At 66.2% G+C, this 13,979-nt stretch carries 11 protein-coding genes and 1 tRNA gene; 10 read left to right on the top strand and 2 right to left on the bottom strand.

Going from position 1 to position 13,979, the window contains the following annotated elements:
* Nucleotide 1: 1 nt before the first annotated feature.
* Complete coding sequence (locus tag HL666_RS06220) at nt 2-802, bottom strand: FkbM family methyltransferase (RefSeq protein WP_172180426.1); 801 nt, start codon at nt 800-802, stop codon at nt 2-4.
* Nucleotides 803-1,572: 770 nt separating this feature from the next.
* On the opposite strand from HL666_RS06220, the gene HL666_RS06215 reads away from it, so the two are divergent.
* From HL666_RS06215 to lepB, 9 genes are all read left to right on the top strand, one after another.
* Nucleotides 1,573-2,658 carry a DUF2778 domain-containing protein gene (locus tag HL666_RS06215; protein WP_246741475.1) on the top strand — a complete coding sequence of 362 codons (1,086 nt, stop codon included), beginning with the start codon at nt 1,573-1,575 and terminating at the stop codon, nt 2,656-2,658.
* A gap of 1,232 nt (nt 2,659-3,890) precedes the next feature.
* The gene (locus HL666_RS06210) at nt 3,891-4,103 is read left to right on the top strand and encodes a hypothetical protein (protein WP_172180422.1); all 213 of its coding nucleotides are present in this window, start codon (nt 3,891-3,893) and stop codon (nt 4,101-4,103) included.
* Between the two features lie 30 nt (nt 4,104-4,133).
* Entirely contained in the window at nt 4,134-4,670 is a 537-nt protein-coding gene (locus HL666_RS06205) for an HNH endonuclease (protein WP_172180421.1), read from the top strand.
* Between the two features lie 565 nt (nt 4,671-5,235).
* Nucleotides 5,236-5,309: transfer RNA gene (locus HL666_RS06200), tRNA-His, on the top strand.
* 381 nt (nt 5,310-5,690) lie between these two features.
* Nucleotides 5,691-6,842, top strand: a complete 1,152-nt coding sequence (locus tag HL666_RS06195) for a slipin family protein (RefSeq protein WP_172180419.1) — start codon at nt 5,691-5,693, stop codon at nt 6,840-6,842.
* 243 nt (nt 6,843-7,085) lie between these two features.
* The gene (locus HL666_RS06190) at nt 7,086-7,373 is read left to right on the top strand and encodes a GIY-YIG nuclease family protein (RefSeq protein ID WP_172113836.1); all 288 of its coding nucleotides are present in this window, start codon (nt 7,086-7,088) and stop codon (nt 7,371-7,373) included.
* Between the two features lie 619 nt (nt 7,374-7,992).
* Entirely contained in the window at nt 7,993-9,333 is a 1,341-nt protein-coding gene (locus HL666_RS06185; protein WP_172180417.1) for an RtcB family protein, read from the top strand.
* Nucleotides 9,334-9,581: 248 nt separating this feature from the next.
* Entirely contained in the window at nt 9,582-10,937 is a 1,356-nt protein-coding gene (locus HL666_RS06180; protein ID WP_172180416.1) for an RtcB family protein, read from the top strand.
* Between the two features lie 114 nt (nt 10,938-11,051).
* Nucleotides 11,052-12,281, top strand: a complete 1,230-nt coding sequence (gene lepB, locus HL666_RS06175; RefSeq protein ID WP_172180414.1) for a signal peptidase I — start codon at nt 11,052-11,054, stop codon at nt 12,279-12,281.
* On the opposite strand, the gene HL666_RS06170 is transcribed toward lepB, so the two are convergent.
* Nucleotides 12,278-12,886 (bottom strand): cysteine hydrolase family protein, encoded by a 609-nt coding sequence (locus tag HL666_RS06170; RefSeq protein ID WP_246741474.1) that lies wholly within the window; start codon nt 12,884-12,886, stop codon nt 12,278-12,280. The genes lepB and HL666_RS06170 overlap by 4 nt on opposite strands.
* 135 nt (nt 12,887-13,021) lie before the next feature.
* Here HL666_RS06170 and HL666_RS06165 point away from each other — a divergent pair, with 135 nt between their 5' ends.
* Nucleotides 13,022-13,861 carry a LysR family transcriptional regulator gene (locus HL666_RS06165; protein ID WP_172113840.1) on the top strand — a complete coding sequence of 280 codons (840 nt, stop codon included), beginning with the start codon at nt 13,022-13,024 and terminating at the stop codon, nt 13,859-13,861.
* Nucleotides 13,862-13,979 lie beyond the last annotated feature (118 nt).

Here is a 13,979-nt window from a genome sequence, read left to right as displayed (position 1 = left end):
CTCAGGCCTGCTGCGGGATGACGTCCGCCAGCGTCCTGTCCCGGCCATGGATTGCGACCATGTTGATGCCGGCGTCGATGGTCTTGTAGCCGCGGCGTTCGAGCCATTGCCGCAACTGCTCGGCATCGGTCTTGATCTTCTCGATCAGCATGATCGGCGTGCAGCGCTCGATCAAAGTCGCCGCCCCTTCGAGCGCCTCGATCTCCATGCCCTCGACGTCGAGCTTGATCAGGTCGCAGCGCGGCAGGTTGAAGTCGTCCAGCGGCAGCTTGCGCACCTCGACGGTGTTGTTCGCGTAGTCGATGGCTTGGCCGATGAACTCGGTGTTCGGCCGCTGGCGCAGTTCGAGGCTGCCGAAGCTCGACGGCGTCAGATAGTTGGGGCTGGGAATGTCGAGCACGCCGCGCTCCGAGGACACCGCGGCATGGACGGCAATGGCGTTGAAGCAGTTGTTGATCGCGATGTTGCCGGCGAGCGCGTAGTAGATGCGCTCCTGCGCCTCGATCGAGAGCACGGAGCCCCAGCCGGTCATCGCCTTCGCCCACTCGATGGTATGGACGCCGATGTTGGCGCCGCAGTCGATCGCGACCGCGCCATCGCCATGGTGCCTGCGGCGCAGGTTGAGCAGGCGTACCGCGAGCTGCACCTCGCTTGGATCGAAAGCTCCCGTCTCCAGGATCTGGTAGCCGACGCCGTAGCCTCTGTTGGCATCGACCATGCGGTAGTCGAGCCGGTTGACGATCATCGTGCCGTTGTTGCTGGAGGCCAGGACGAAGGCCAGCTTCCGGTCGGGGATCTGCATGGAAGTCCTTCTCGTGTCGTCTCGGCAGGAGCGGACGCGGTACGATATGCCGACGGGGTGATGCGAAGAATCGGCCGCTACCATACTGCCGCCAATCGAAAGAAGCCGCCAAATCCGGACTCTTACGGACGCAATCGGCCGGCCGTGGTCGCGGCTGACCGGAGAGCCGTGGCCATCCGGCGCCGTAGAGAGCGATCTGCGCCCGCGCGCCGCGCTCCGGCTCGGCCGCCGGCTGTGCCTCGGCAACCGGTGCTCGCGCGGCTTTATGTATTCAATACTTGCGCGGGGAGCGGGAACGTCGGTTTCGTAGCGGCCGGGCCGGGACCTTTGACGACCCACGACTTGGACTTTTACCTGGTTGATCTGCCGAAGCGAGAGATCATCGGCCGCCCCCCTGTATTGGAGGCCAATCGTTAACGCGACCTGCGATGTTTTACGGATTCCGGCGGCCGTCGAATGCTGCCGCCCCGGAATGCCCCGGTGCGGCATTATTGCTTCCGCCTGCAATTTTGCCCTGTTTCCGCCCTCTTTGCCGGCAAAACAGACCTTCATGGTTAACCCGCCCTTAATCCGCCAAAACTTAATCAGCATTTAACTAAAAGTCGCCTTAATGAAGCTTGGTGCTTCTGCGAGATGCAAAGCGGGTGTCCGTGACGCATCGCGTGAGAGTTTTCGAGTATTCGTTCGGGCGTGAGTGAATGAGTAAAAGTCGAGCTGCGTTGACCGCACGAAACCGCAGGAAGTCTTCCCTGGTCGCTTTCTCTCATAAAATGATCGGTGGCGCGGCGATCGCATGCCTGATCGGCGGCTGCGCCGTGACGGTCTACACCAAGATCATCGCCGCCGACGCCTATCCCACCCTGGGGAGCATCGAGCAGGACGAGCCCGTCGTGCGCCCGGCGCCGCGGCTTGCGACGCGCAACGCTGCGGATGCCGTTGGGGACGCCTTCTCCGCATTTCCAGAAACTCCGGCCGTGACCACCGTCGCCGCCATCACGCCGCAGATGTTCAACGACCGATTCGGCGCCGCCGTGCCGCAGGGCGTCGCCTCCAATGCTGCCGCGGGCGCGCCGCCGCTGCCCCGGCTGGCCGAGGCCGCGCCGCCCAAGCTGCTCGAAGCTCCGAAGGCGCCGGAGACGCCCAGGGTCGCCGAGGCGCCGAAGAAGGACGCCCGGCCGCCGATGCAACTGGCGCTGGCCAGCACCAATTCCAAGCCGCAGGCGCAGCCGGCCACCACGCCGGCGCAGGCCGCGGAGGCGAATGCGCCGAAGAACAGCTTCTCGCTGCGCGCGATGACCGAGCGCGCCAAGGCGGCCGTGCTGTCGATCGCCGGCGAGCGTCACTCGATCCAGGAAAAGCTCTGGGGCAAGCCGGAGAACCAGGAGGGTGGCCTGTTGGCGTATGCCTCGGCTGACTCCAACATCACCGCGTCGATCGCCAAGGATCCGACCCGCGGCGGCCGTCCGCCTTACGATCTGAGCACGGCGGTGTACGACATCTCGGCCAAGGCGGTGTATCTGCCCGACGGCACCAAGCTCGAGGCGCATTCCGGCCTCGGCGACAATCTCGACAAGCCGAGCTCGGAGAAGATCAAGATGCGCGGCGTCACGCCGCCGCATATCTACGAGCTGAAGCCGCGCGAGGCGCTGTTCCACGGCGTGCCGGCGCTGCGGCTCAATCCGATCGGCGGCGAGGACGCCATCCACGGCCGCAACGGCCTGCTGGCGCACACCTTCATGCTCGGACCGAACGGCGATTCCAACGGCTGTGTGTCGTTCCGCGACTACTACGCGTTCCTCGATGCCTACAAGAACAAGGGCATCCGCAAGCTCGCCGTCCTCGCCCGCATCGAGTGAGCCGGGCAGGGGGCGACGTCCTCCTGTTGCGATCTCCGTCATCCCTCCAGATCTCTCCGCGTCGTCATTCCGGGGCAGCCCACAGGGCTGAGCCCGGAATCCGAAACTCTATCGGGCGTATGGATTCCGGGCCCAGCCGCGTGCGCGGCTGTCCCGGAATGACGAACTGAGTTAGCAGACCGCATCACAATCTTGTTGCTACGAGGCGCAATCCTCCGAAGCAGCTCCGCGATCCTGCGAGAGCAATTGCGTCGCTTCGCTCGCAATGACTCGGCATGCATCGTCGTTCTCGCACCCGCTTTCGCGTCCGAGCGTTGGATCGAATCGCCCCTCGAAATTCACGAGAGGGCGCGGGGAATGCCGGGTGAGGGCCTCACCCATGGCCCGCCTGCAGAAAAAAAGCAGGCGGCAGTCACCACAGGTTCAGCCGGACACTCCGGCATTCCCCGCGCGATGGCTTGACGGCTTATACGCGGTCTCCCTGGTGCGCCGGCTGTCTGGCCACCATCGGTCGGAGCATGTCGGGCCCCAAGACCTTGACACCAGCGTCGGGGTGTCAGGACATCACGACTTCGCCGTGCGCTCCGGCTCGTTCGTCCGCATGATCAGATCACGCTGCGACCGGCGCGCCCACCGCATCCCGCCCTCCACGTTCGTGACGATCGCGAAGCGTCCCTCTCATGAGGACGGGACGCGCATAGAATGCATGATTTCCGATTTTTGGAAACAGAAATGTTTGAGGCAAGCGGGCTGGCGAGACTGATCTCGTTGAACGGCTTGAGCAAATGAGTTCTTCGGCGCACGCGATTGTTAGCTCTGAAGCGCGCTTGGCGGCTCTCCCGATAAGGCCGACGTCGTAACTGATTTGCCCGACGTGCAGGCCGGTTGTTGCAAATCCGTCGCGGCGCGAGGGCAAAGCGCGGTTGCGCCTCCGGTTGCGGCCTTGACGGCTTCGGAAAATTCTGCGCATAGCTCTGCCCCATCGAAAACGGACCGCCGATCTCGGGCGCTCCCTTGAGGACCACGACCGTGTTGAGCCTAAGCTCACATCTCGCGAACACCCCCGCCAACGAACGGCCATTCACCTGGTCGCGCGGCTGGTTCGGCATGGGCGTCGCCTGTCAGGGTCCTGACAATCTCGCACTGTCCCCGGCGAAACCGGGACTTCAAATTCCAGCAGACGTGTAATTCGCGGCGGGATCCGACCCTCCGCACATCGAGCGGAGGGTCAGATGACCCGCATGACGAGCGAAGACCCTGAGATTTGCGACCACGCACGCGCGCTGTCCTCGCCGGTGGCGCTTGCCTTCGTGCGCATCGCGATGGCCTGCCGCGGCATCAGCGAGGCAGCCGCGCGACAGATCTATCTCGACTACATCCATGGCGCTGCGACGCCGCACGCGCCTGACGAGTCCGGTCGTCTCGTCGGCCATCCGCAATCATGAGCCGGCCGCGCCCGAGAAAGGAGGTCGACGATGTCAGCAACCCATCCCGCGCTCGTTCTCAACGCCGACTTCCAGCCGCTGAGCTACTTTCCGCTGTCGGTGGTCAGCTGGGAGGATGCGATCCGCGCGGTGGTCAGCGGCTCTCACGTCGTGGTCGCGGAGTACGACCGGGTTGTCCGCAGCCCGAGCGTCAGCATGCGGCTGCCGTCGGTGATCGCGTTGCGCGACTATGTCAGGCCTGCGAAGCGCGTGCCGTTCACGCGCTTCAACGTCTTCCTGCGCGACCGTTTCGAATGTCAGTATTGCGGTGGCCGTTATCTCCACGGCGAGCTGACCTTCGACCACGTCGTGCCGCGCGCCGATGGCGGCGAGACGTCGTGGACCAATATCGTCGCGGCCTGCAGTCCCTGCAACGCGCGCAAGGACCGTCGTTACCTCAAGCCGCGGCGGCCGCCGTTCGAGCCGACGCGGCACGAGCTGATGGCCGCCCAGCGCCTGTTCCCGCCGCGATTCCTGCACGAGACGTGGCAGGATTATCTGTATTGGGACGTGGAGCTGGAGCGGTGAAAGGGCGTGTAGCCCGGATGCGCCTGCGTCGATGCCCGAAGGGCGCCGACGCAGGCGGCGTCCGGGTTCCTATCGGCTGCGCGTGTGAACCCGGATGTCGCTTACGCTCATCCGGGCTACGAAGTTGCGTGCCGTATCATGATCTGCATCGACACAGCCGTCATTCCGGGGCGCGCGTAGCGCGAGCCCGGAATCCATAGCCACATCTGCTCATGTGGCGCGAGATGCGAGTGGCGCTCAACTTCGTCAAATGTCCGCTCGTGGTTATGGATTCCGGGCTCGCGCTACGCGCGCCCCGGAATGACGATGTGGCGAGATCCCGAGGTCATTAGCTGAGTTCGAGTCAAAAATATCGATGCATCTACAAACTAACACTTGCCATGTCGTATTAGTCGATCTATACGCGCGGTCTTTCGCTTCGTCCATGGGTTCGGGCTCGTTGAGATCCCGACTGGTGCGCGCCGGCATCCGGTGGCGTATTCCGCTGAAGAGAAGATGCGCGTCGAAGCTCATGGTGAGCATCGGGTGAGAGCCCGACGGCATCGGTTCGAATCCGATCGACACACAATGGATAGCTCAGATGGTTAGAGCAGATGACCATGAATCATCCTGTCGCGGGTTCGACTCCCGCTCCAGCGCTCCGCGCGTTAGCTTTGCAAGCTAATTTCCTCTGACGAGGACCGGACGCGCGCTTCAGTCGCGGTTCGGCCGTTCTGCTCCGGGGCAATGCCTCGGTCATGGCGACCTGATCAGGACACTGCAGAGCCGGCTCTGCGCCGCGGTGGATACCGCGTCGGATATGGCCGGGACAGCTCGCGCATCGCCACGTCCGCTTTGGCGGCCGTGAGTTGTGCGGGCGCCCGGCCGCACCCGACGCTCAAGTCGCGGCCCGCTCGGTTCAGGCAGGAAGCGCCGTTCGGTCCTCACGTCCTTTGATTTTCAAACTGCTGCAGGCAGAGGCCGGCAGCCAACAAGACAGGGCCCGGCATCCGGCCGGACCTTGCACGACAGGAGAGTAACATGAGCCGGTATCTGGTGATGAAGACGCAGACGGTGGCGGATGGCGAGCGGGCGCTGGTCTGGCTTGACGGCCAGCTGGTGCGCGTGCTCGCGCCCGGCCGCCATTCGCTGCTCGATCCGCTGCGCCGGCTGACGGTGCAGGTGTTCGACGTGGTCAAGGCCGAATACCTGGCCGATCGTTTCGCGGTGCTGAAGGCGGCGCGGCCCGATCTCGCGGCCGAGCTGTTCGAGGCGGTGGAGACGGGCGCGAACGAGATCGCGATCGTGAGCCTCGACGGCCGGCCGGCGCACCTGCTGACGCCATGGCAGACCCGCGTCTACTGGAAGGTGGCGACGCGGGTCGAGGTCGAGCGCATCGACATCACCAGCGACGTGCGCGTGAGCGCGCGGCATCTGGCGATGATCGAGCGCAACCGGCCGGGCATCGTGACCGAGGCCGTGGTGGACAACCACGAGGCCGGTCTGCTGCATGTCGACGGCAAGCTGACCGAGCGGCTGGCGCCGGGTCGGCACGCTTTCTGGGCGGTCGGCCGCAAGATCGAGGTCAAGCGCCTCGACCTTCGTCCGACCGCGCTCGAGATCACCGCGCAGGAGATGCTGACCAAGGATCGCATCGCGCTGCGGGTGACGCTCACGGCGTTCCGCCGGATCGTTGATCCGGAGGCGGCGGTGGCGACGACGCCCGACGTGGATGCGTGGCTGTACCGCCTGGTGCAGTTCGCGATCCGCGAGGCGGTGGCGTCGCGCACGCTCGACGAGGTGCTGGCGGCGAAGGCCTCGCTCGACGCCGAGCTGCGCGACTACGTGCGCGCGCGGCTCGGCGGCTCGGGCGTGGAGGTGACGGAGCTCGGCGTGAAGGACGTGATCCTGCCCGGCGAGATCCGCGACCTCGTCAACAAGGTGGTGGAGGCGGAGCGGCTGGCGAAGGCCAACCTGATCCGTCGCCAGGAGGAGACCGCGGCGACGCGCTCGCTCCTGAACACCGCCAAGCTGATGGAGGAGAACCCGCTGCTGCTGCGGCTCAAGGAGCTGGAGTCGCTGGAGCGCCTCGTCGAGAAGGTCGGCCGCATCGACCTGCACGCCGGCGAGGGTGCGGGCTTGGATGCGCTGCTGACGCGGCTGGTGCGGCTGAAGGCGCCGGATGCGGCGTGAGCGGCTGTGCATGCTGGTTGTTGATAGGAAAGGCCGCCCACGGGCGGCCTTTCGTTTGTTTGGGTGATGGTAAGACGGGTCATTGAGGACGAGGTTGAAAATCCAATTGAGTAACGTGAGTATGGATTCCGGGCTCTCGCTGCGCGAGCCCCGGAATGACGGGAGGAGAGATCGCGCGCTCTCTCCACCGTCATTCCGGGGCGCCCGAAGGGCGAGCCCGGAATCCATAACCACGGCTGCGTGATGGCGTATTACGTCTATCTGCTTGCGAGCAAGAAACACGGTACGCTGTATCTGGGCGTGACGAATGATCTCGTTCGGCGGGTCAATGAACATAGGACCAAGGCAGCGCCTGGGTTTACTTCGCGCTATGACATCGGAAAGCTCGTCTGGTTCGAGACTTACGACGATCCGATCACTGCCATCTCCCGCGAGAAGGAGCTCAAGAAATGGCGGCGCGATTGGAAGATCCGACTGATCGAGGAGCAGAACCCGAACTGGGATGATCTGTATCCGGGAATCTGGAGATGAGCAGCTGGGCTCAAATCCTCATAATGAGTATGGATTCCGGGCTCAGCCGCTGTGCGGCTGCCCCGGAATGACGGGAGGAGAGAGCACGTGGTCTCTCCGCCCGTCATTCCGGGGCTCGCGTAGCGAGAGCCCGGAATCCATAGCCACGATCCTTAGTGATGAGCTCGATCAAAGCCACGTCGCAATGATTTCCAACGAGCTGCACCATCGTCACTTTACAAATCCAAAAACCCCCTGTATCTCCACGCGCCAACTTCCATGCGGATGATCCGCAACGGGAGACCGATGTCGTATTCGACGCCACGCCCCATCAAGGACAGCGCGCTGCCGCAATCGCGGCGCCGTGAGCTGTTCTTGCGCGTGCCGGCGGTCTCCGCAGCCAACGCGCTACCCGTCAATATCAGACTGATAGCCTAACGCGGCAGCGGGATCGTCCCTCTGCCGACCCGGCCAGAGCGACGATCATCCCGAGACTGGGCTCCCGTGCGGAGTCTCCCTCAACTCTGATCCACCTCCTGGCCTGCACCACCCGCTTGCGCGACCGTTCGCGCGAGCGTCGATCGCGAAGCGCCGTGCTGGCGCTCCGCGTCCTGCATGCTACTGATGAGAGGAGGATCCGATGCGAGCCGATCCCTACAAAGACCGAGCGCGAGAGCTGGCCATCGAGGCCGGGCTCGATCCGGATGCGCGGGTCGAGCGGCCCGGGCAGCGCTCGATGCCGTTGTGGTGCACGTTCCGCGACGTCGCGCGCAAGGAGCAGCTCGCGCGCGAGGCCGAGGCGCTGGCCGATACGGTGGCGAGCCGGCCGCAGGCGGCGCAGTATCAGAACAGCCCGCTGAAGGTGTTTGGTCGCCACGAGGACGCGACCATCGCGCAGATGCGCAACTGCATGGCGGTCGGCAATGCCGTCGCCGGCGTGATCTGTGCCGACGGCCATCTCGGCTATGCCCAGCCGGTCGGCGGCGTGATCGCCTATGAGAAGCAGATCAGCATCTCCGGCGTCGGCTTCGACATCGGCTGCGGCAACATGGCGGTGCGGCTCGACACGCAGTTCGATGCGATCGCGGACAAGGTCGGCACGATCATCAAGGATGTCGCCAAGGTGATCTCGTTCGGCGTCGGCCGCAAGAATGCGGAGCGCGTCGAGCACGAGCTGTTCGACGACGCCGATGCCTGGCGCATGTCCGATATGGATGCGTACCGGCAGAAGGCGGTCGGGCAGCTCGGCACGGTCGGCTCGGGCAACCATTATGTCGACCTGATGCGCGACGAGGCCGGCTTCGTCTGGATCGGCGTGCATTTCGGCAGCCGTGGTCTCGGCCACACCTCGGCGACGCGCTACCTCAAGGCCGCCGGCGGCAAGGACGGCATGAACGTGCCGCCCGCCGTCGTCGACGAGGACTCGGAGATCGGGCAGCGCTACATCGCCGCGATGCAGCTCGCCGGGCGCTATGCCTATGCGGGCCGCGAGTGGGTGGTGGAGCGCGTGCGCCAGATCATCGGCGGGGCGGTCACCGACAGCGTGCACAACCACCACAACTACGCCTGGCGTGAGACGCATGACGGGCGTGACCTGTGGGTGGTGCGCAAGGGCGCCACGCCGGCCTTTCCGGGCCAGCGCGGCTTCGTCGGTGGCTCGATGGGGGACGACGCGGTCATCATCGAGGGCGTCGAGTCGGAGGAGGCGAAGGCCTCGCTGTACTCGACAGTGCATGGGGCAGGGCGGATGTTCGGCCGCAGGGAGGCCAAGCGGCGTTTCACGCGCGAGGAGATGGACGCCTGGCTGCAGAGCCGCGGCGTCACCCTGGTCGGTGCCGATCTCGACGAGAGCCCGATGGCCTATCGGCGCCTGCCCGAGGTGCTGGCCGAGCACGCCGGCTCGGTGAAGGTGGTGCACACGCTGCGGCCGTTCGCGGTCGTGATGGCCGGCGAGGGCGAGTTCGATCCGTTCAAGGATTGAGCGCGTCCTCATTCTCCCCTCGTCATTCCGGGGCAGCCGCGCAGCGGCTGAGCCCGGAATCCATAGCCACGAGCGGGGATGTGGCGAAAACAGGCGCCACGGCCGTCTCGCGTCTCATAGCTCCCTGGGGCTATGGATTCCGGGCTCTCGCTGCGCGAGCCCCGGAATGACGAGTGGAGAGAGCATCGGCTGTGAACGCACGCGTCGCCAGTGGCGACAAACGACTCTGTTCAAGCACAAGACCTGCCATGATCGACGGAAACACCCTGATCGCCTGGGGCTTCAAGCCGGGCCGCTGGTTCAAGGACGGGCTGGCGGCCGCGAATGCCATGCGCGCTGCGGGCGCTGATGACGACGCGATTTTCGCCGCGCTGCAGGCGCTGCAGCCGGCGGAGGCGTTGATGCGCACCAATGGCTTGCCGTTTGCGATGCTGATCGAGGCCGAGAACGAGCTCGAGCGCGCCAATGTCGCGGCGGTGGCGCAGCACATGGATGCGTTGATGCGCGTGCCGACCATCATGGCCGGCGCTGTCATGCCGGACGCCTGCCCGTCGGGAACGGCGCTCGGCACCATTCCGGTCGGCGGCGTAGTCGCCTGCGAGGATGCCATCCATCCGGGCTTCCATTCGTCGGACATCTGCTGCTCGGTCGCGGTGACCGTGTTCGCGCGCAAGGACGATCCCAAGCGCATCCTCGATGCCGTTCACGCGGTGACCCATTTCGGTCCCGGCGGCCGCGACCGGCTGCACCAGCCGCCGGACGAGATGATGCAGGGGTTCGACGGCAACCCGTTCCTGAAAGGGCTGGAGCGCTTAGCCGTCGGGCACTTCGCCACGCAGGGGGACGGCAATCACTTCGCCTTCGTCGGGCATCTGAAATCGACGGGGCAGGCTGCGCTGGTGACCCATCACGGCTCGCGCGGATTCGGCGCGCAGCTCTACAAGCGTGGCATGGCGGTCGCGCGCAAACACACCGCGATCCACGCGCCGAGGGTCCCCGAGCACAGCGCCTGGATCAAGGCGTCGAGCGACGATGGTCGCGCCTATTGGGAGGCGCTGCAGGTGGCGCGGCTGTGGACGCGTGCCAATCATCACGCGATCCACGATCTCACGGCTGCCAAGCTCGGCAACGCCGTCGCCGACCGCTTCTGGAACGAGCACAACTTCGTCTTCCGGAAGAGCGATGGTCTGTACTATCACGGCAAGGGCGCGACGCCGAACTGGTCCGGCTTCTCGGCCGATGATGACGGCCGCACCATCGTGCCGCTCAACATGGCCGAGCCGGTGCTGATCATCAAGCATCGCGACAACAAGGACGCGCTCGGCTTCGCGCCGCACGGCGCCGGTCGCAATCTCGGGCGGAAAGCTTTCCTGCGCGAGAATCGTCCCGAGTTGCCCGATGGCATCGACGCGCGCTTCTATTGCGGCAAGCCCGACCTCTCGGAGCTGCCGCAGGCCTACAAGAATGCGGCGTCGGTACGCGCGCAGATCGCGCGCTTCGGGCTCGGCGAGGTCGTCGACGAGGTGATCCCCTACGGCTCGATCATGGCCGGCGACTGGGAGGATGACGCGCCGTGGCGGAAGAAGCGGTCGGTGCAGTCGTAGGCGGGCTTTGCCCATGCAGCCAACTTTGCGCTTTCGCTTGCGCGCGCGACATGATTGACCGCAATCATGCCGCGCGCGGCTCACGTGAAGACTGTGCCGAATTGAGGTTGATCGATGTCCGATAGTCTGCCCCTGACGATGCCCGAGCGATCGCCGTTCTTGTCGGTGTGGCTGCACCCGCGCCGGACGATCGCGCGCATTGCGGGACGGCTACCATATCCGCTTGTTGTGCCACTCGCGGTTGCAGGCGGGATCGGTTCGTCCTTCAACACGGTGCTCGGCTTCGGGACGATCAGCGATCTGATGGATTGGCGTGCGCTGTCGGCCTGCCTCGTGCTCGGCGGCGCGCTTGGCGTGTTCGATCTCTACGTCCTTGGCGCCATCGCAGCCTGGCTGGCCCGGCGGCTGGGCGGGCAGACCTCGGCCGTGGTGATGCGCGCAGCCCTGGCCTTTGGCGGCCTGCCGGTGGTGCTCGGCGGCGTCGTGATCCTGACCATCGCCACCGTCGCGCCGGCGAGCGGCGACTCCGCCGTGCTGGTGCCGCTGCAGATCCTGGGCGGGATCTGCGGCATCTGGGCGGTGGGACTGACCGCAGCAATGATGGCTGAAGCGGCGGGCCTCAGTCTTTGGCGGGGCGTTCTCACCTATGCGATTGCGGCGCTGCTGATGCCCGCGCTGGGCGCGCTCGCGATCAGGACCTTCGCCTTTCAGCCGTTCAGCGTACCCGCCGCCTCGATGATGCCGACCCTGCTGGTCGGCGACAACGTGTTCGCGACGAAATACGCCTATGGCTACAGCCGCTATTCGCTGCCCTTCGCGCCACCGCTGTTCGCCGGGCGCATCTTCGGCGCAATGCCTGCGCGCGGCGACGTCGTCGTCTTCCGCCTGCCGCGAGGCGAAGGCGGCGTCGACTACGTCAAGCGGGTCGTGGGCCTGCCCGGAGATCGCGTCCAGATGCGCGGCGGGGTGCTTCATCTCAACGGACAGCCGGTCGCCCGCGAGCGGCTGGCGGACGTCGCGGGCGAGGAAGCTTGCGGTGGAGCCGGGGCCGCGGTGAAGCGCTGGCGCGAGACGCTGCCGAACGGCGTGAGCTTTGAGACGATCGATTGCCTCGACCACGGCTTCTTCGACGAGACGATCGAGACCACCGTACCGGCGGGGCATCTGTTCATGCTCGGCGACAACCGGGACAATTCGAGCGATAGCCGAGTGTCGCAAGTCGGCACGATCCCGGTCGATCACGTCATCGGCCGCTTTGGGATGATCTTCTTTTCGCGCGGTGACGGCGGCGAAGGCGAGGGCCCCCGGACCCGCTTCGAGCGGATCGGGAGTGTCGTGCGCTAGACCAGCGCGTTGCCGTCGCGCGTGATCAGCGCGAAGCGATCGGACAGCTCGGCGAGCGCGACGTCATGGACCAGCGCCGCCGGCAGCGTGCCGCCGCGACCGTCCGGCAGGTCGCGCGTGGCGCAGCTCGCGGCGTCGATGGTGATGCGCCAGCCGAAGTCGAGCGCGGCGCGCGCGGTGGATGATACGCACATATGGGTCATCAAGCCGGCGAGCACGACGTTGTTGCGGCCGGCCGCGGCAAGCCGTGCCTGCAGCTCGGTGCCGGCGAACGCATTCGGCAGCGTCTTCTCGATCACGGCTTCGCCGGCCAGCGGTGTCACGGCCTCGGCGATCGCGCCGCGCGGTGCGCTGCGGTCGAACAGCCCGCCCTCCTTGCCGCGATGGGCAACATGGATGATCACGCTGCCGGCGGCGCGCGCCCGCGCCAGCAGGCGGGCGGCCTGTGCGATCGCGGCCTCGGCGCCGGGCAGCGCCAGCGGGCCGTGGCGGTATTCGTTCTGGATGTCGATCAGCACGAGGCTGGACTCGGCGAGACGGGGCAGGCGGAGGTCGGCGCCGGACAGTTCGAGCAGGGTGCTGGGTGGGGTCTTGAGCATCGTCATGAGGCGGTCTCCAATGCCGTGCGGCGACCCTAGGGGTTGGGAGCTGCCTGCGGCAATGCAGGATGTTGCAGCCGGTGGCTGCGAATCTGCAGGCGATATTTGCCGACCCGTCGCGCGGCATGGTACGGGTCGCGAATGAACTGGGACGATCTGCGCATTGTCGCAGCGGTGCGTGATGCCGGCAGCTATGCCGGCGCCGGCGCGCGGCTGCGCATCGACGAGACCACGGTGGGCCGGCGGCTGGCGCGCATCGAGACCGCGCTCGGGGTCCGCCTGTTCGAGGCGGTCGACGGGGGTCGGCGGCCGACGCCGGCCTGCGAGATGGTGCTGGCGCATGTCGAGGCGATGGCGAGCCATGCCGCCGACATCGCCCGCGTCGGTGCCGCCCAGGAAGGCGTCACCGGCCGCTTTCGCCTCGCGGCCACGCCGGCCGTGGCCGAGCGCATCCTGGCGCCGCGCATGGCCTCGCTGCTGACAGCACATTCCGGCCTGCGGCTGCAGCTTCTCACCGCGAGCAGCAATGTCAGCTTCTCGCGCTGGCAGGCCGATTTCGCCATCCGGCTGCGCAAGCCGGAGAAGGGCGATTTCACCATCACCCGGCTCGGCAGCGTCCGGCTCTATCTGATCGAGCCGGCGAGCGGCCCCGTCAGCTTCGTCTGCGCCTATCCGGACGAGCTCGACGGCATTCCGGAGCAGCAGATTCTCAAGCAGCGCAAGCTGTTCGATGCGGCGCGCTGCATGACCGATGATGTGCGGTTGATGTCGGAGGTGCTGCGCGGCGGCCATGCCGCGGCCGTGCTTCCCGAACATGCCTGCCGCGATCTGCTGGCCGACCGCACGCTGCGGGTGACGCAGCTGCCGCGCCGCCGCGACATCTGGCTGCTGGTGCAGACCCATCTGAAACGCGATCCCGCCGCGCGCGTCGTCATCGACTGGCTGCGCGGTTGTTTTGCGGAGTTCCAGGCGGGGGATTGAGCCGTGCGCGGTTGGTCGGGCGCGGTGCCGAAACGGCGGCCGAAGCGGATCGCGGTGAGGAAGCCGTGAAAGAAAAAGGGCGCAGCCTGCGCTGCGCCCTTCGTGTTCGCGAGGGGAG

Origin of the sequence: Bradyrhizobium aeschynomenes (genome assembly GCF_013178945.1) — a bacterium.
Classification (GTDB): Bacteria; Pseudomonadota; Alphaproteobacteria; order Rhizobiales; family Xanthobacteraceae; genus Bradyrhizobium; species Bradyrhizobium aeschynomenes.
This window is presented reverse-complemented; position numbering and strand designations above follow the sequence as displayed.

What these genes read in the sequence shown, in the direction of transcription:
- HL666_RS06215 (WP_246741475.1), top strand. Translation starts at nt 1,573, where the DNA reads ATGATCGGTGGCGCGGCGATCGCATGCCTGATCGGCGGCTGCGCCGTG.
- HL666_RS06185 (WP_172180417.1), top strand. Translation starts at nt 7,993, where the DNA reads ATGCGAGCCGATCCCTACAAAGACCGAGCGCGAGAGCTGGCCATCGAG.
- HL666_RS06210 (WP_172180422.1), top strand. Translation starts at nt 3,891, where the DNA reads ATGACCCGCATGACGAGCGAAGACCCTGAGATTTGCGACCACGCACGC.
- HL666_RS06190 (WP_172113836.1), top strand. Translation starts at nt 7,086, where the DNA reads ATGGCGTATTACGTCTATCTGCTTGCGAGCAAGAAACACGGTACGCTG.
- HL666_RS06180 (WP_172180416.1), top strand. Translation starts at nt 9,582, where the DNA reads ATGATCGACGGAAACACCCTGATCGCCTGGGGCTTCAAGCCGGGCCGC.
- HL666_RS06220 (WP_172180426.1), bottom strand. Translation starts at nt 802, where the DNA reads ATGCAGATCCCCGACCGGAAGCTGGCCTTCGTCCTGGCCTCCAGCAAC.
- HL666_RS06170 (WP_246741474.1), bottom strand. Translation starts at nt 12,886, where the DNA reads ATGACGATGCTCAAGACCCCACCCAGCACCCTGCTCGAACTGTCCGGC.
- lepB (WP_172180414.1), top strand. Translation starts at nt 11,052, where the DNA reads ATGTCCGATAGTCTGCCCCTGACGATGCCCGAGCGATCGCCGTTCTTG.
- HL666_RS06165 (WP_172113840.1), top strand. Translation starts at nt 13,022, where the DNA reads ATGAACTGGGACGATCTGCGCATTGTCGCAGCGGTGCGTGATGCCGGC.
- HL666_RS06195 (WP_172180419.1), top strand. Translation starts at nt 5,691, where the DNA reads ATGAGCCGGTATCTGGTGATGAAGACGCAGACGGTGGCGGATGGCGAG.
- HL666_RS06205 (WP_172180421.1), top strand. Translation starts at nt 4,134, where the DNA reads ATGTCAGCAACCCATCCCGCGCTCGTTCTCAACGCCGACTTCCAGCCG.